Annotated in this window: 13 protein-coding genes; 7 read left to right on the top strand and 6 right to left on the bottom strand. The window is 50.0% G+C overall.

Annotated elements, in window-relative coordinates:
* Both L0156_04410 and metH read left to right on the top strand, forming a co-directional pair.
* Nucleotides 1-679: class I SAM-dependent methyltransferase (locus L0156_04410; GenBank protein MCI0602234.1), on the top strand; the 679-nt coding region annotated here is incomplete at its 5' end.
* Nucleotides 672-4115 carry a methionine synthase gene (gene metH, locus L0156_04405; protein ID MCI0602233.1) on the top strand — a complete coding sequence of 1148 codons (3444 nt, stop codon included), beginning with the start codon at nucleotides 672-674 and terminating at the stop codon, nucleotides 4113-4115. The genes L0156_04410 and metH, both read left to right, overlap by 8 nt.
* Before the next feature lie 58 nt (nucleotides 4116-4173).
* Here the strand turns inward: metH and speB are convergent, their stop codons facing one another.
* On the bottom strand, nucleotides 4174-4962 hold the full coding sequence (speB, locus tag L0156_04400) for an agmatinase (protein MCI0602232.1): 789 nt from the start codon (nucleotides 4960-4962) through the stop codon (nucleotides 4174-4176).
* A 26-nt stretch (nucleotides 4963-4988) separates the two neighbouring features.
* On the opposite strand from speB, the gene L0156_04395 reads away from it, so the two are divergent.
* On the top strand, nucleotides 4989-5330 hold the full coding sequence (locus L0156_04395) for an MmcQ/YjbR family DNA-binding protein (GenBank protein ID MCI0602231.1): 342 nt from the start codon (nucleotides 4989-4991) through the stop codon (nucleotides 5328-5330).
* Between the two features lie 56 nt (nucleotides 5331-5386).
* On the opposite strand, the gene L0156_04390 is transcribed toward L0156_04395, so the two are convergent.
* From L0156_04390 to L0156_04375, 4 genes are read right to left on the bottom strand one after another with little or no spacing between them, the layout of a single operon-like run.
* The gene (locus L0156_04390) at nucleotides 5387-6826 is read right to left on the bottom strand and encodes an RtcB family protein (GenBank protein ID MCI0602230.1); all 1440 of its coding nucleotides are present in this window, start codon (nucleotides 6824-6826) and stop codon (nucleotides 5387-5389) included.
* A 49-nt stretch (nucleotides 6827-6875) separates the two neighbouring features.
* Nucleotides 6876-7589 (bottom strand): formylglycine-generating enzyme family protein, encoded by a 714-nt coding sequence (locus tag L0156_04385; protein ID MCI0602229.1) that lies wholly within the window; start codon nucleotides 7587-7589, stop codon nucleotides 6876-6878.
* A 54-nt stretch (nucleotides 7590-7643) separates the two neighbouring features.
* Entirely contained in the window at nucleotides 7644-8888 is a 1245-nt protein-coding gene (locus tag L0156_04380) for a beta-ketoacyl-[acyl-carrier-protein] synthase family protein (protein MCI0602228.1), read from the bottom strand.
* Nucleotides 8889-8931: 43 nt separating this feature from the next.
* Nucleotides 8932-10446 (bottom strand): bifunctional metallophosphatase/5'-nucleotidase, encoded by a 1515-nt coding sequence (locus L0156_04375; GenBank protein ID MCI0602227.1) that lies wholly within the window; start codon nucleotides 10444-10446, stop codon nucleotides 8932-8934.
* A 121-nt stretch (nucleotides 10447-10567) separates the two neighbouring features.
* Here L0156_04375 and L0156_04370 point away from each other — a divergent pair, with 121 nt between their 5' ends.
* The 4 genes from L0156_04370 to L0156_04355 all read left to right on the top strand — a co-directional run bounded on the left by L0156_04370 (nucleotide 10568) and on the right by L0156_04355 (nucleotide 14482).
* Nucleotides 10568-11758 carry an FAD-dependent monooxygenase gene (locus L0156_04370; GenBank protein MCI0602226.1) on the top strand — a complete coding sequence of 397 codons (1191 nt, stop codon included), beginning with the start codon at nucleotides 10568-10570 and terminating at the stop codon, nucleotides 11756-11758.
* Between the two features lie 2 nt (nucleotides 11759-11760).
* Nucleotides 11761-13188, top strand: a complete 1428-nt coding sequence (locus L0156_04365; protein MCI0602225.1) for a B12-binding domain-containing radical SAM protein — start codon at nucleotides 11761-11763, stop codon at nucleotides 13186-13188.
* Between the two features lie 197 nt (nucleotides 13189-13385).
* A complete protein-coding gene (locus L0156_04360) occupies nucleotides 13386-13895 on the top strand; it encodes an isoprenylcysteine carboxyl methyltransferase (protein ID MCI0602224.1) in 510 nt (169 codons plus the stop codon).
* A gap of 11 nt (nucleotides 13896-13906) precedes the next feature.
* Complete coding sequence (locus tag L0156_04355) at nucleotides 13907-14482, top strand: YceI family protein (protein MCI0602223.1); 576 nt, start codon at nucleotides 13907-13909, stop codon at nucleotides 14480-14482.
* Between the two features lie 80 nt (nucleotides 14483-14562).
* On the opposite strand, the gene L0156_04350 is transcribed toward L0156_04355, so the two are convergent.
* Entirely contained in the window at nucleotides 14563-17694 is a 3132-nt protein-coding gene (locus L0156_04350; GenBank protein ID MCI0602222.1) for a cyclic nucleotide-binding domain-containing protein, read from the bottom strand.
* Nucleotides 17695-17820 lie beyond the last annotated feature (126 nt).

Below are 17820 nucleotides of genomic sequence, written 5' to 3'. Positions count from 1 at the left end.
TCTGTGGCCCTCTTTAAAGGAGCAACTAAAAGCGCTGGAGGGAGTTCGTGAGGATGATGTTCGTCTTCAGGAAGTATTGAGACAGCGAAAGGAGGACTTTCGCGAACAAACCTCCCGCATCGCAAATCCTGGTCGAAGCTGGGCGGCCTGGGCTCGCACTTTGAGCTATGTCGCGCCGTTCAGTGTGGTTGCGGATCTCGGATGCGGGGAAGGATATTTAACGCTGGAAGTTGCGCGCTGGGCGCGAAAAGTGATTGCGATCGACAAATCCAAAACCATGCTGCAGCGGGCGAAACAGCTTGCGCACAAACATGGTGCGCGTAACATACGTTGGAAACAGGCCAGGATCGAGAAGTTGCCGCTGAAGAATCAAAGCGTGGATGTCGTTCTCATGGCGCAGGTTTTACATGCGTTGCAGGATCCATCGGTCGGTCTGGCGGAGGCGCATCGCATTTTGAAACCGGGCGGAAAGCTTCTACTGCAAGAGCTGCGAACTCATCAGGAGGAATGGGTGAAATCAAAATTGGGAGATGTGTGGCTTGGTTTTGAAGAGAAGGAGCTGCGCGTGTTTTTGAAGAACGCTCGCTTTGTGGGAATCCAGCTGGATACCGGATCCAGGAGACGAGGGGATCCGTTTACGGTGTTGATCGGATGTGGAGTGAAGAGGAAGAATGCCTGAATATACAGAACGTGGTAAACAGTTGTTGCAATTGATTCGCGAAAAGATTGTTGTGCTTGATGGCGGCATGGGAACGATGCTTCAATCGTACGACTTGAGCGCATCCGATTTTGGCGGGCCTGACTATGAAGGTTGCAACGAGAATTTGAATCTGACGCGTCCGGATGTGGTTCGCCAGATTCATGAGGCGTACTTTAGCGCCGGCAGCGACATGGTGGAGACGAACACGTTTGGATCAATGCCCACCGTTTTATCCGAATACAATCTTGCACACAAGTCGATTGAGCTCAGCTCGGCGGCAGCAAGAATCGCGCGGGAAGCGGCTGTAAAGTTCTCCAACCGCTTCGTTGCGGGATCGATGGGACCCACTACGAAAACAATCACGGTAACAGGCGGGATCACATTTCAACAACTGATCGATTCTTACCGCACACAGGCAACGGGTCTGCTGCAAGGCGGAGTGGATGCATTATTGCTGGAAACATCGCAGGATACGCGCAACGTTAAAGCGGGAATCATTGGAATCCATGAAGCGTATCGCGATACCGGCATCCGTGTGCCTTTGATGATTTCTGCCACGATTGAGCCGATGGGGACAATGCTTGCGGGACAAACCATCGATGCTTTCTACGCTTCGGTCGAGCATTCTGGAATGATCTCGGCCGGTTTGAATTGCGCGACCGGTCCGGAGTTCATGTCGGATCATTTGCGGACTCTGCATTCACTTGCGAAATGTTACATATCCTGTTATCCCAACGCCGGTTTGCCGGATGAAAACGGCCGCTATGGCGAAACGCCGCAAATGATTGCTTCCGCGCTCGAACGCTTTATTGAACAAGGATGGATCAACATAGTGGGCGGATGTTGTGGCACAAATCCAGCTTACATCCAGGAGATTGCGAAAGTGGCCCGCGCGGGACGGCCGCGCGTACCCGCCTCCTACAAAAAGACGCATATCACAGGTATTGATTACGTGGAATGCGAAGAGTCCAGCCGTCCTTTGATCGTAGGTGAACGAACGAATGAAGTGGGAAGCCGGAAGTTCAAGCGTTTGATTGAAGCAGAGAAGTATGAAGAAGCCGCAGAAGTCGGGCGCGCTCAAGTTCGAGCCGGCGCTCAGTTGATTGATGTCAATTTGCAAAACGCGGATCGCGACGAAGCGGAAGACGTCAAGGAATTTTATGAAAAGCTGATCCGCATGGTGAAAGTACCAGTGATGGTCGATACAACAAACACAGCAGCAATGGAAACCGCGCTCACGTATTGCCAGGGCAAATCGATCATCAACTCGATCAACTACGAAGATGGGCAGGAAAAGCTGGACAAAGTCGTGCCGCTTGCGAAGAAGTACGGCGCCGCGATCATTTTCGGATGCATCGATGAAGATAAGGAGCAAGCGCAGGCGATTACGGTGGAGCGCAAACTCGGAATCGCCAAACGCGCGCATCAGGATCTCACCACGAACTATGGTTTCCGCGAAGAAGACATCATCTGGGATCCACTCGTCTTTCCGTGCGGAACCGGCGACGTCAACTATGTCGGCTCCGCGCAACATACGATTCGCGCAGTGGCCGCTTTGAAACAACATTTTCCATTTACCCGCACTGTGCTGGGAATTTCGAATGTTTCGTTCGGACTCCCCGATGCAGGACGCGAAGTGTTGAACTCCGTGTTTTTGTACCACTGTACAAAGGCGGGTTTGGATTTTGCAATCATTTCTTCTGAAAAATTGATTCGCTACGCGAGCATTTCGGAAGAGGACAAACGTGTTTGCGACGATCTGCTGTTCAATCGTGGAGAGGATCCGGTTGCCGCTTTCGCGGCGCACTTCCGGGCGAAAAAGCAAGAGTCAAAACCTGTGGCTTCCACGCGAACGCTGGAAGAAAGACTCGCAAGTTACATCATCGAAGGTACAAAGGAAGGCCTCATTGATGATCTGAATGAGAAACTCGAAACGACAGTTCCACTCGATATCATCAATGGTCCGTTAATGAAGGGGATGGATGAGGTGGGGCGCCTGTTCAACAACAACGAATTGATTGTAGCGGAGGTGCTTCAAAGCGCGGAAGCTATGAAGGCGGCTGTGGCGCACCTGGAGCAATTCATGGAGAAATCGGAGAGCGCGAACAAAGGGAAGGTAATCCTTGCCACCGTCAAAGGGGATGTTCACGATATCGGCAAAAATCTGGTGGACATTATTTTTTCGAACAATGGATACAGTGTAATCAATCTGGGAATCAAAGTGCCTCCTGAAGTTTTGATTCAGGCGGTGCAAAAACACAAGCCGGATATGATCGGGCTATCCGGTTTGCTGGTGAAGTCGGCGCAACAAATGGTCACGACCGCTGAAGATTTGCGCAATGCGGGAATCACATTGCCGATTCTTGTGGGCGGCGCTGCGCTCACGCGAAAATTTACGCTGACGCGAATTTTGCCTGCGTATGCGGGCGCGGGCCATCCGATTGTTGCTTTCGCTCGCGATGCGATGAAAGGACTCGATCTTGCAAATGCCGTGATGAATCAACCGGAGACGGTATTGAAGCAAATTGAAGAAGAAGCGGTCTCACTAAGCGGCGCCGCTGGCGCCGGTGAAGCGATGTCCGGTGTTTTATTGCCTCCGGTGCGTTCCACACAGATTTCGGTGGCTGAACCCACCGTTCGTCCACCGGACCACGAGCGGCACGAAGCTCAGTTTCGACTTTCGGAGATCTGGCCCTACTTGAATCGCCAGATGCTTCTGTCCAAACATCTTGGATTGCGTGGATCTGTGGAGAGGTTGGCGGAAGAACAGGATCCAAAGTACCTGGAACTGAATGCATTTGTTGGTGATGTGATGAAACGGGCTGAAGAGGGATGGCTTCGGTGTCGCGGTGTCTATCAGTATTTTGGCGCGAATTCGGAAGGGAACAGGCTGTTGTTGTTTGATGAAACGGGAAAGGAAGTCGGATACTGGGATTTTCCACGGCAGCAAAAAGAGGATGGACTCTCTCTTGCGGATTTTGTAAAACCACTTGCAACCGGGGAGCGCGATTCCGTTGCGATTTTTGTTACCACGTGCGGTGAAGGTGTGCGGGAACGCGCAAATGATTTGAAGGACCGCGGTGAGTATCTGCTTTCTCATACGCTTCAAGCTCTTGCAGTGGAAGGCGCGGAAGCTGCCGCAGAAAGATTGCACCGGAAAATTCGTGAAGGCTGGAATCTGTTCGATTCACCGGAGCTCACGATGCAAGACAGATTGAAAGCGAAATATCAGGGAATTCGTGTGAGCTTTGGCTATCCTGCGTGCCCGAACCTTGCGGATCAGCAATTGCTCTTTCGTTTACTGCAACCGGAATCGATCGGCGTGGGGTTAACAGATGGGTTCATGATGGATCCCGAAGCAAGCGTCAGTGCCCTGGTGTTTCACCATTCGCAAGCGCGGTACTTCAGTATCTAAACAAAGTAGCACAGCCGTCCCGGCTGTGTCCACAGGCGAGACGCCTGTGCTACTTTGATTACACAGTCTCTAATATTTTGCCGCAGATTTCTTTCAGGATTTTGGAGCATGCGACAGCCGTGATTTCGGATACATCGCGCAGCGGATTGAGCTCCACTATATCTGCGCCAACAACTTTTCCTTTCATCGATTGGATGATGCGCACAACCTGACGCGTCGACAGACCGCCACCTTCCGGATGCGATACGCCGGGAGCAAAGGCCGGATCGAGGCCGTCAACATCTACGGAAATGTAAACAGGGGTGTCGAAAGAGAAGACCTGTTCTTCTTTGAAGTTCCGCATTTCGATCATTTCCACACCGTACTTTGCAACTTGCTCCCGCTGGTGCTGGTTCGCGCAGCGAATTCCAAGCTGCACAAGACGCTCAGCAAGTTTGTTTTCCATAACGCGCGCGAAAGGAGAAGCATGCGAATAAGGATTCCCTTCGAAATCATGATAAAGGTCAGGGTGCGCATCGAAATGCAAAATGCTCAACCGCGGATATTTTTGATGAAATGCTTTCACTATGGGAAACGTGACGGAATGATCACCACCCAAACTGATGACCGGTTCGTTTCTTTCCAGCAATGATAAGACTCGTGCTTCGATCGATTGAAAAACTTCCGCTTGCATTCCTTCGATGTCCCCCGCGTCATCCATTCGGTCAGTGAGGTCGAAGTTATTTTCGGTCCACATGTTGGAAGAATCGGAATAGAAACTTTTACGAATCGCGGGTGGAGCGAGCGCCGCTCCGCGCAGAAAGGAAGAGTAATCGTCAAAAGGGATGCCGAGTAGTGCGATTTTCATACGGTTCAGGATATCATCAGTAGCTTATGAAACTCGAAGATATTCGTAAATATTGTTTATCTTTGCCGCACACAACAGAAAACGTTCAGTGGGGGAATGATCTCGTTTTCAAAGTTGCAGGGAAGATGTTCACTGTGTGCGATCTGGAAGGCTCTAAGCTGAGTTTTAAAACCACGCCGGATGAATTCCAGGAACTCATTCTGGTGGATGGTATCGCTCCTGCGGAATATGTTGCTAGATATCACTGGGTGACTGTTCACAAGGCTTCGGCGCTTCGTAATTCGGAACTCAAACGTCTGATCAACGATTCGTATCAGATGGTAGTCGATAAGCTGCCGAAAAAAGTGCGGGAGAAATTAACAAAGTAGTGCGGGTGTCTCGCCTGCAACTCTTTGCGCAGACGGGGACGTCCGCGCTACTTAGCTCATCCCTTGACAACGCCAATTGGGCGGAGGCGTGCAACTTTTTTGCTGATCCCTGCTTCGTGCATCACTTCGACAACCGCGTGAACATCTTTGTATGCCTCGGGCATTTCCTCCGCAACGGTGCGCATCCCTGTGGCCATTACGGAAATCCCTTTCCGTTTCATCTCATTGATGATGTTGCGCCCGCGCGCAGTATTCATGGCTTGCTTGCGACTCATCACGCGGCCCGCTCCGTGACAGGAGCTTCCGAATGTTTGAGACATCGCTTCGGACGTCCCGACCAAAACGTAAGACGCGTTTGCCATATCACCCGGGATCAACACGGGTTGTCCAATTTGCCGGTACACTTCCGGAAGCTGTGGATGCATGGGAGGGAAACTGCGTGTGGCTCCTTTGCGGTGAACGCACAGTTGTTTTTCCTTTCCATTTACTTTGTGATTTTCGAATTTCGCAACGTTGTGACAAACATCGTAAACAAGCTGCCATCCCAGCTCACCCGGCGAAATGCGCAACGTTTCTATGATTGCCTGTTCGGCAAGATGCATCATCGTCTGGCGGTTTGCCCAAGCAAAATTGGCGGCCGCTGCCATTGCCGCCAGGTAACCTTCTCCTTCAGGCGATTCGAGGGGAGCACATGCAAGCTGCCTGTCCGGAAGTTGAATATTGTACTTCTTCATTGTCGTTTGCATTGTGCGCAAATAATCCTGACAAACTTGATGACCAAACCCGCGCGACCCGCTGTGGATAAAAATGCAAAGATTGTCTTCTTCGAGTCCAAACAAGTCTGCTACATCCGGCTCAAAGATTTCATCAACGATATCCAATTCCAGAAAATGATTTCCAGAACCGAGACTCCCCAACTGCTGAGAACCCCTTGACATGGCTTCATCCGAAACCGCATCGGGATCTGCATTTTTCAGACATCCATACTCTTCCGTGCGATCCAGATGATCACGCGATCCCATTCCCTGTTCGACAACCCATCTTGCTCCTTTTCTCATTACGTTTCGAAGATCTTCCTTTGACAACTTCTGAATCGCGCCTGTTGAGCCAACGCCGGAAGGGACGCGGTAAAAAAGATTTCGAACAAGGTCATGAAGTTTTCCTTCCAGATCTTTTTCTTTGATACTCGTTCGTGCCAATCGAACGCCACAGTTGATGTCGTAACCGACACCTCCGGGAGAAATGACGCCTCCGTCTGCGGGATCCGTTGCGCACACTCCACCGATCGGGAAGCCGTAACCCTGATGTATATCCGGCATCGCAATGGAGTACTTGACGATTCCGGGCAGGTGCGCAACGTTTTGCACCTGTTTGATCGAATCATCTTTGACGATGGCATCGATTAACTGCTTGCTTGCGTAAATACGGCCGGGCACACGCATCCCGCCGGTGCGCGGTATCTCCCAAAGGTAATCGTTGATCTTGTTAATCTGCATTTTTTTACCGCAGAGGACGCTGAGAGCGCGGAGATACAAAAAAGTTCTTTCATTTTTTTTCTGCGGTCTCCGCGTTCTCTGCGGTTAATTCTAGTTCTCGGACGAGGCGAAAGCCATAATCGGCGTAGCGGTAGTCGGGAGGGATGGAGCTGCGCGCGGCGCATCTCGTGATCTTGCAATGATGACGCCAGGAACCACCGCGTGAGGAGCGTCTGCTTCCGGAGAGCGGTCCTTTCGGATTTTCAGCCGGCGAATTTCTGTAGTAGAGCGGATCATACCAATCCGAACACCATTCATGCACATTTATTCCCATGTCGTGAATGCCAAAGGCATTTGGTTCGAAACACCCAACCGGTTCCGGTCCATCTTCAAAGCGTGTATGGAGTTCAGGCCATTCATTCCAATTGCGCGTGCCCCAGGGATAAACATTTTCTGCAAGACCGGACCTTGCCGCATACTCCCATTCCGCTTCTGTCGGCAATCGATAGAGATGCCCTGTTGCTGAAGAGAGCCACTCACAATACTTGACGGCATCGAACCAGCTGACATGCGTGGCTGGTTGCAGGGGATCGTTGAAGGAGTGGTCCGGGAAACCATGATTTGTTGTGTCCAGGAATGCGCGAAACTCGCGATTCGTTACCGTGAATTTGCCAATATAGAAGCCATCTACGAATACAGGGTGGGCAGGCTTTTCATCTTCGTTGCCGGAGTCATCCCCCATAAAAAAAGAACCACCGGGAACATGTAGGAGATCAAGTTGCATAAACGAAGTAGCGCGGACGTCTCGTCTGCGCTCGCCGCAGGCGGGACGCCCGCGCTACACTTTCTTCAGAACGATCGCGCTGTTTTTGGAACCGAAGGCTATCGTGTTGCATAACGCTGTTTGCACCGTTGACTTACGTGAAGTGTTCGGCACGTAGTCCAGATCGCAGGCAGGGTCCGGATTGTCCAGATTGATGGTTGGATGGATCACTCCTGAATCGATTGCCATACACGTAGCGATGATTCCTGCCGCACCGCAGGCTCCCTGCGGGTGTCCGATCATCGATTTTGTGGAGCTCGCGGGGATCCGGCGGGAACGGCCGTCAAATACATTCTTCACTGCGAGCGTTTCCAACTCGTCATTGATTTTCGTGGCCGTTCCATGCAGGTTAATGTACTCGACTTCCTGCGGCGTTAATCCCGCGGACTCGACCGCAATCTTGATGGCGCGCGCCGATTCCGCGCCTCCAGGCATGATTTGCACTTTATGATACGCGTCGCACGTGGATCCATATCCGGCAACTTCCGCATAGATTTTCGCATTTCGTGCCACAGCGTTTTCGAGCGTTTCCAGGATTAGAATCCAGGAACCTTCCGAAAGCACAAATCCATCGCGATCCACATTAAATGGCCGTGAGGCTCTTTGCGGATCATGATTCCACTTGGTTGTGGTCGTTCCCATTTGCACGAATGCCGTAAGAATCGCTGGTGTGATGCATGCCTCGGCTCCACCGGTCACCGCATACCTGATGGTTCCGCTTTGCACCATGGAAGTTGCGTAGCCAATGGCATCCGTGGAGCTCGTGCAACCGGTCGAGATGACATGGCTCGGCCCGCGAAACCCGAAATGAATGCTGACTTCGCTGGACACCATTCCCACGAACGAAGATACGATGGCAAACGGGCTGATTCGCGCTTGTGAGGAAAAAAACTTTTCGTATTCCTGTTCGCCGAAATCCAATCCCCCGGCGCCGGTTCCTATAATGACTCCGATCTCCTGTCGCTGGAGCTCGGTAAGACTCGTGTAGGGAATTTCCGCATCTTGCAGGGCTTCTTCTGCGGCCAGGACCGCCATCGGAACAATGCGCGAAACCCTTTTGCGCTCTTTATGAGGAATGCATTCGTAGGATAGATTCTTCACTTCGCCTGCTATTTTGCACGCTAGCTTATCTGTGGGAAAAAGACTGATTTCCCCTATCCCACTCTCGCCTTTTTGCAAGGCCTGCCAGTATTCATTCTTGTTGGAACCGTTTGGGCTGAGCGAACCTAGACCTGTAATGACCACACGTGGCTTTACCATATAGCAACTCTACAAGCGAATTTCGGGCCGCTTCACCTATAATCTATTCCTGAAAGATCCTTCCTTCAACCTGACAGCGCAACGGCCCCTTTTCCAGACTACGTATCAGGACCTCGTTCAGATTGCCGCCTTTTACCACCTTATCTTTCGGTAATTGATAACCATCGATAAAACCACGATTCAGTAAGAACTCGATGGTAGCCATCGTGTAAACTTTGGCGAGATCCAGGGGCGCTTCGCCAATGGTAACTTTTGTTACTCGTTGCCCTACCGGCATGTCCGGATCAAATGTGAATTTCATTCCGGATACCTGCGGGAATCTCCCATCTTTTTCTCCAATCATGCTCACACCATTTTCGAGAGCTTCGAGCAATTGTCTGCCGGTAATTTCAAGCGAGCGGAGCTCATTTTCGAAAAGCATCACTGTGTATACATCATTGAGCGTGAGTGGTCCTTGTGGAATGACCCGGTCTCCACGAAAAGCTCCGCCATTTATGAGTGCAATGTCGGACTTCATTTCACCGCGCATGACGTCTGCGAGATAGTTGCCAAAATTGCTTTCTTTTTCACGAACCGTATCTTCGCGGACATCCAACGGGACTTCCGTCGTTCCAACGACTTTTTGAAACGGTTGCATTTGCTCAAGGTAGGGCGCAAGCGCGGCTGTTACTGCCGGACTGGGCTTTGTGACCCTGGGATTCACATCGATCCGCTTCCAATTCTTCTGGATAACCCATCCATCCGTTGTGCGAATTCCTTTGATTCCGATCATTCCCAGCGCTGTGGCGTTCGCGCCTGCCTTTGTGATCAGTGTTTTGCCAACGACTTCTACCAGCGGCTCATGATCGTGTCCGCCCACTATGAAATCAATATCCGGATTTAATTCCGCAAGACGCCTGTCGTCTTTGATACGCAAATGAGTCAACGCAATGATCAAATCTACTTTCTGACTTTTCAAGCGCGGGATCATTTTTTCCGTTATTTCGAACGGATCTTCAAACTGAATGGGTTCTTTGCCGCAACCCTCCACAGGTTCGAGTGGAACCGTTAAAGCGAAGATGCCGACCCGCATGCCGGCAATTTTTATGATGCGATAGGGCCTGATCTTGGAGGCAAGGTGATTCATCTCATCCGGGAATTTGACGTTCGATGAAAGCCACTGGAAATTGGATTGGTTGATCCTTTCTCCCAGAACCTGGCAACCGAAATCGAATTCATGATTCCCGAAGGTCGCAAAATCAGTGTGCATGGCATTCATGGCATCCACCATCTGTTTGCCTTTTTGTTTGAACCTGATAGACAAAAGGGAAGGAGAAAGGAAATCACCGGCATGCATCACGACCACAGGTCCTGCTTTTCGGAAGTCGGCAATCATGGTGCCGGCATATTCCAGCCCGCCGCGGAGCTCAGATTTGTGATCCACGATGGTCGGCACAGGAAAGACTTCGTACACATCATTCAGTTGAATGATGGTGAAGGTCTTCGCTTTGGCCGCCTCTCCTGCGGAGGCATACAAGAGGAGACAAAGAATAAGCGAATGTAAAATCTTCGACTTCATTTTTCAGTCATTTTTATTTGCTCGACGAAGATCGTTGAAACGGAAAAAGTATAATACCATTACTCTTGGCACTCGCCTGGTCTGATCGTTAGATTTCCTTGTTTCAGGAACGTAAAATCTCATGGATACAGATGTTCTCATTCTGGGGGCCGGTCCGGCGGGCGCAGCGCTTTCCTTGCTCATGGCGCGCAAAGGGTATTCCGTGGAAATCCTGGACGCCGCTTATTTCCCGCGCCCGAAAATCTGCGGTGAATTCTTGAATCCTCAGGCCGTGCAATGGCTGAGAGAAAATGAGTTGCTTGCTCCCGTCGAAGCATTGAATCCTTTCCCGATACGGGGAATGAGGATCACCGATCACAATGGGGACACATTTAAAGGGACTTATCAAACTGGCACCGGGTACGCGATTCAGAGAAAGGATTTTGACGCTTTGCTGATCTCGATTTTAAAAAGGGAAGGGATTCAGTTGCACGAAGGATTTCGAGCATCTCAGCTCATGTTTGATCAGGATCGTGTTGCGGGAGTGTTGGGGGAGGACTCAGACGGGAATGTTTGTGAAAAAAGAGCGCGAGTCATCGTGGGAGCGGATGGACGGAACAATTTGATCGGCCGCACTTTTGGTTGGATGAAAACGATTCGCTTTCTCCGCAAATACGCCTTTCTCAGCTATTTTGATGACGTGGATGGATTGCAAAACTACGGGGAGATTCATCTGGTCAAGGATGGTTATGTTGGAGTTGCGCCACTCAGCGATCGCCTTGCAAATGTGGCGCTTGTGGTGGACGAAAAAGTCTGCCCGAATGGAAACAGCGATCTTAAGGCATATCTATTAAGTTATCTAGAACAGACGGAGTTGAAGAAGCGTTTGAATAAAACGGAACCGCTTGTTCCGGTCATTACTGCAGGGCCGCTGGCGTTCAAGTTGAAGCGCATCAGCGGAAACGGAACAATCCTGGTGGGTGACACCTGCGGATTTATTGATCCCTTCACCGGAGAGGGAATCAATTACGCTTTCCTTAGCGCTTCGGTTGCAACCGAGGTTCTGGATGAATGTTTCCGGAAGAATCGTTTTGATAATTCTTCTTTGATGGTCTACGATAAAAAGAGACACCAGATCCTGGGAAGGAAGTTCCAGATGGCACATTTACTTCAGAGAGCCATTCATTCTCCATTCTTCTCCGATTTTCTTGTGCGGCGTTTTGCCAGAAAACAAGCACTTGCCGATAGGATGGTCAGCGCTGTCGGAAGCGCCATTCCCGTTCAGGAAGTCTGGAACTTTGGTTTCCTTCTGAAGGTGGCTCTGGGAGGCTAATGGTGAAAATTCTTTTGGTTTCTATGCCGGATACGGCAAGTTGTTTTGACAGAGTTATGAAGATGCCGAATCTCGGACTTTGTTCCGTTGCAGGCTCGCTTCCTCCCGATGTTGATGTAAAAATAATTGATTTCACTTTGCAAAATAAACGCATTGGACGCCAGCTGGAAAAACTGATTCATGAGTACGAGCCGGATTTGATCGGTTTGAGCGCGATGAGTTTTCAGTTTCAAACGGCGATGGCGCTCGCGAAAATTATCCGCCGGGTCGCGCCTTTAACGAGAATAGCGGTTGGAGGCTATCATCCCACACTACTCTATCGGGAAATATCAGAGTCACCGGACGGATTGCTCCTCGATTTTATCGTGCGCGCCGAAGGGGAGCCTGTATTCCGGGACCTTGTAAATCGCTTGAAACGAGGAGAAGAAGACTTCTCAGAAATCGCTGGACTTTCTTTTCGAAAAAAGGATGGAGAGTGGATCCACAACGTGGAAGCTCCACTCGTGGATGTTCGAAAATTGCCGCTCCCGAATCGCGAAGTCCGGATTTTGAAAAACTTCCATTACTTAAAACGCTCGTTTGATTGCTCCGAAACCACTCGGGGATGCACTTTTCCGTGCACTTTTTGCAGCATCACGCGTATGTACGGAAAAACTTTCCGCGAGTTTCCAATTGAAAGGATCATTGAAGATCTGACAATACTAAAAAAGAAAGGAACGTGGGGAGTATTTTTTGTCGATGACAATATGACTCTGAACGTTACCCGGATGAAAATTCTGTGCGAGGAAATTATTCGTCACAATCTCAACACGATCGATTATTTGACTCAAGCAACTGTGATTGGAATTGCTTCCGATCCGGAGCTCGCCAAACTGATGGGACGCGCCGGATTTAAATTTGTGTTTCTTGGAATTGAAAGCGGGAACAAGAGGAATCTGGAGTTGTTTAAGAAGAGCCACATCTGTGCGAAGACAAGACAGGCAGTGGAGTATCTGCAAAACAATAACATCATTGTTCTCGGGGGATTCATTGTTGCAAATCCAGCGGACGGGAAGGAAGATGTGAAAGCCGTTTTCGACTATTGTCTGGAGATTGGTGTGGATCATCCGATCATACAGACTCTGACTCCTTATCCGAAGACACCGATGAGGGAGGAATTGCTCAAGGCGGGGCTGGTCGTAAACAAGGACAATTTCAAGAGATACAACGGTTTCATCGCAAATGTTCGCACCGAGAAGCTCAGCATCGAAGAAATCAATCGGTTGATGGTCGTGGAGGGCGCCAAACTCTACTGGCATCCGAAGTATCTTTCGCGCAGCCGTTTCTGGCGATATCACGGTGTGGGAAGCATCGGTTTGTTGTATAACAATTATCTGTTCATTAAGAGTGGCTTGAAGGGGGACCTTTTCTTGTCGAGCCACACCCTGTAGTTCTTAACCGCCAAAGAATCGTAGTGGCAGAGCATTTGCCGTCGAGTTCGGATGGCTATTCTATTTCAAGTTGAAGCTAATAAGTGCAACAATAGATGCAAAGGAGCGGCAAATGCTCTGCAACTACTACTAACCGCCAAGGCGCCAAGAACGCCAAGATGCTTTACGTATATTTCTTAGTATTCAATACGCTTGAAATGCTTGTTGAATCCTGGATTTCGGCGCGCAATTCAAGGGTACTTCTGCAAAAGGGCGCCGTGGAGATCGCGGCATTTCTGTTACCTGTCATGGCAAGTCTGTATGGCGTCATGTACATTGGCGGTCTTGCGGAACATCTTCTTTTTCAGAGAGAAATTTCGCTCGCATGGGCGTCATCGTTTGGGATTCTCTTTTGTCTTGCAAAGGTCTTGAAATTCTGGGCAGTTAGGAGCCTGGGTTCTTTTTGGACGATGCGCGTTCTGATCTTGCCTGAATCGAGGGTCGTAACAGGTGGACCATACAGGTGGATTCGGCATCCAAACTACGTCGCTGTATTGATGGAAATTGCCGCCACAACCCTGATCGGAAAGTGCTTTTACACCTGTGGGATTGTCATATTTCTGTTTTCTGTTACGCTTGTTTTCCGTATCCACTATGAAGAACGGGCCTTAAGGGAGTACACTGACTACAGCGATCAAATGGGGGTCCGCCATCGTTTCTTGCCCTGAAGGGGACTGAAATGAGAAAACTGGTCTGCATCCTTTTACTCGTTTCTGCTTCCTTTGCATCAGCCCAGATCCAGAATTACAAAATTACGCCTGAGCAGAGCGCTCTCACTTTTGATGTGAGCGCGCAGATGCATCAGGTTCATGGCATCTCAAGAGACTTCAGCGGAACAATCAGCGGCGATCCGAAAGACGTAACAACTGCAAAGATAACGATCCGGTTAGATCCGAAGAACTTTGATACGGACAATCAGAAACGGGACAAAGTGATGCGGGAAAAATCACTCGAAATCGAAAAATTCCCGTTCATTGAATTTGAATCTACTGCAATTGAAGCCGTGAACAAAGGATTGAGTCCGAATCAAGCATCCGAGGTAATAGTGAAAGGCGTACTAAAACTGCACGGTGTTGAGAAGCAAGTCAGCATTCCGGTGCGTGTCCTGTGGGACGAAACTCAGTTAGTAGCCGATGGATCCATGGATCTGAAACTGGATGATTATACGATCTTCCGTCCGAAGGTGTTGTTTTTCCGTTTGAAGAATGATGTGAAAGTCCGCTTCCGTATTTCAGCTGAAAGGATACTTGAATAAACGCAAAGACGCCAAGGCGCCGAGAACGCCAAGGATAGGAATTTTATTGAAATCTTGTGGCGCCTTGGCGTCTTGGCGGTTTAACTCTTAACCTTATCTGCTTCCAGCGCGTTGAGCATGCTGCCGACGCGTTGCGCCATCACTTTAAAGATGCCGTGACAGATCGCCGGATAATCCTCCAGAATGTCCCACAAAGTTTCGCGGTCCAGTTTCAGACAATGCGATTTTTCCGTTGCAACTGCTGAAAAGAGGCGCGGTTGATTCCCCAGAACAGAGAGCGTGCCAAAACTTTCTCCTTCTTTGATCAGCGTCGCCTGGCCGGAACCTCTGCGGAGTTCCACGGCTCCTTCAAACAGAATAAAAATTTCTTGCGCGAGGTCACCTTCGGAAAAAATCACCTCGTTGGGAATGAATTGCTGTTCGGTGCATTGATTGGCAAGCAGTAGTAATTCATTGGGTCCGAGTTCAGAAAAAATATCCACCTTGCCCAGACGGTCCAGTTTCTGGATCGTGGAAAGCTTACGTTGAATTGAGCTATCGCCAATCATGCTTTTGTACCTCCATCTTAATGTTTCTTCGACCAGCGACTGGTTCTGAAAAATCTTCAAGGTGTTCTCAATATCCGGCTGCCAATCCTGCAGCTCTTCTATGCTGAGATCCTCAACCAGCGCGGCCGCAGGAAGCTGATCCTGAGCTCCCAGATAGCCCAGTAAGACCGCTCTTCGAGTTGCAGAGTCGCTTTTGTTCCGGAATCTCGCGGTTCCTTCAAGCAATGCCAGAATTCTGGATCGATGATCCGGACGCAGCACAGTATCGAGCCATTCCAATGCTGCATCGGCTCTACGTTTATCGCCGCCTGTCAGCGCGCGATAAGCGCTGTAAATGCTTTTCGGTTCATACAGTAGCGCCAGCGCGCGAAAAATTCGTTCGCGGGCCCACAGTTGTCTTTGGTGCAGTACGCGTTCGATTACGCTACCCGGATGCGGCACAAAGAATCTGATCCGTTCGAACTCCACTTCCAGCGCCGTGATCTCCTGTTCCACAAGGGAGTCAAGATTTTGCTCAAGGATGGGAAGGCGCTGGCGCTTGCGAAGCTTGTTGAGCGCCTTGATTGCGACAAATCGAAGCACAAGATTTGAGCCGAGGGCATGTTTCATCAGGAAGTCCGCGATGGTAGGTGCTTCAATATCTGATAAAATCACCAGAGCCTGCTTTCTTCTTTCAATGGACTCCGATGAATCGTTCACGATTCGTTCCATGTGTGGAAGGACCGCATTGCCATACGCGCCAAGGGTCTGGCGAACTTCTGCGCGCAGTGATGGATTGCCGACCAGTTCGAGCAGCGCGGGAATCAAACTCGCTCGTTTCAGATGACTCACACTGCGTAAAGCGATCTTTTGCACTTCCACTGCCGGATCTTGTAAGAGCCGGATACAAAGCTGATCTGTGGTGACGGAAGGTTTCAAATGTTCCAGAATTCGCGCAACTTCGAGGCGCACCTCGGGTCGCGCTTCTTCCGCCGAATCGCTCATGATCTCTTCCAATTTCTTGTACGCGGCTTCTTTCGCCGGCTCCAAATCCAGATTCAAAGAACAGGCGCAGGCAGCCGCTTGAACGGTGGGATCCGGATCCATCAACAAATGAGCGAGTTTCGCAAGTGGATCAATCGAAGATTTGAAACACAAATATCGTATTGCTTCAACCCTTACGCGGGCGTCCGGATCACTCACCATCTGCTCCACTTTGTTGGATAAATCTTCATTCTGCTTGAAAAGTAATTGCAGCGACATCAAACGAACTTCGGCATCTTTATGGTCCAGCAAAGGTTCGAGATAAGGTTTCATTTTTCGACCAGGCATTGTGGAGAGGAGCTGCAGAAGATCGATGAGTGTCTCGCGATTGGAGTTTTTCAAAAGCTCCGGCATGAGATTGTAAAAGTCGGTGGTGAAGAACGTCGTTTTTACACTGGAAAAAGTCACTTCTTTTTTCTGAATTGCATTTGTCAGGGCTTTCGGATACTCGCGTCCCAGGAAGAAAGTGCAAACAATGGCAACCGCCAGCAGGCCAATGCTGATGAAAGCTACGACTGGAAGAGGTACCTCTGCAATGGAAAACAACAAAACCAGCAATACCGCCCCGATTCCTTCCGCCGTTCTCACTCCTACTGTATCGATCAATGATTTCAACCGGACTTTAACATCGTCCGGTATCGCCATATAAAGGACTTCCAGAGAAGACCGATCCACGGAATGTTTGAACAGTTGTTCAGAGCCTTTCAAAAAAACCGCCGATGCGAGAGAACCCGCCATCAGTATCCAGGCGTTTCCGAAAGCCATTCCCAACGGCAAGATTGCAAGCGCAGCAGAGACTCCAACACGACTCATCAGAATCGGAGTGATAAAAAGTTGGAACAGGAATGTTCCTAATCCAACGTACGCATAGAATGAACCGAAAAACTCAGCCAGTTTATCGGCTGTAAACATTTCTCTTTGCGCTATGACCTTGAATTGAAAATCTGCAAATGTTGTGACAACAGTTCCGATTCCAACTACCAGTAAAACCAGAACGACGAAACGTCGTTGAATCTTGGGACTTTCCGCTTCGGCTGTTGAAACGGGTAGGCCTGTGCCGAGAATGGAAAGCGCTTGCACGGCAAAATGGCCGAGAAGAATGAGTATCGTTGCGGCAGGCAGGAGAGTAGAAACGCTGGAAGCTTTAACGACCCAGGTTGCAAAGAATCCACCCGCTGCGGCACCTAAAATTCCTCCCGATCCGATCATCCCAAGATCACGTTTGGCTTGCCGCGTGAGTAATTGTTGAGTGATCACGGACCAGCTTTGAACCGGGGCAAGCGCTCCGAAAACACCTGTCCATACATAGAGAATTGGAGTTGCGGGAGCCCAGCGTGCTTTGATCCCGGCCCATAAAATCAATGAGCCTACTGCAAATACCTTCAGACTCAATTCAACGGCTGGACCGAGCGATAGTTTTCTGTACAACCGGATATACGTTGCAGCTACGACTGCGGTTACCAAAGTTGTGATCGCCATGAACCAGGGAAGCGCGTTTGCGGAGTAATCACTCAAGATCAAACCGTCTCTGGCGGTTTTTAAAATGATGAAGGCGGCAGTGACTGCAAAAAGCAATCCTGCGCAGAGAAGTGTTGTCTTGTGTAGTCCTTCTGGGACTCCAAATCGCTCCCGCCAGTCCATCTTGAATGATTATAATGGACCGAAGGCGTCTGCGCTGCTATGGAGCGCAGGCTGAGGTTGTTGAAAAATCCAGATCGCGGGCGGTCCTCTAGTGGGAGCGCGGGCATCTTGCCCGCAAAATGCTTG

This window comes from bacterium (genome assembly GCA_022616075.1).
In the GTDB taxonomy this organism is placed as follows: Bacteria; Acidobacteriota; HRBIN11; order JAKEFK01; family JAKEFK01; genus JAKEFK01.
The sequence above is the reverse complement of the archived record's forward strand: the minus strand, read 5'-3'. Positions and strand labels throughout refer to the sequence as shown.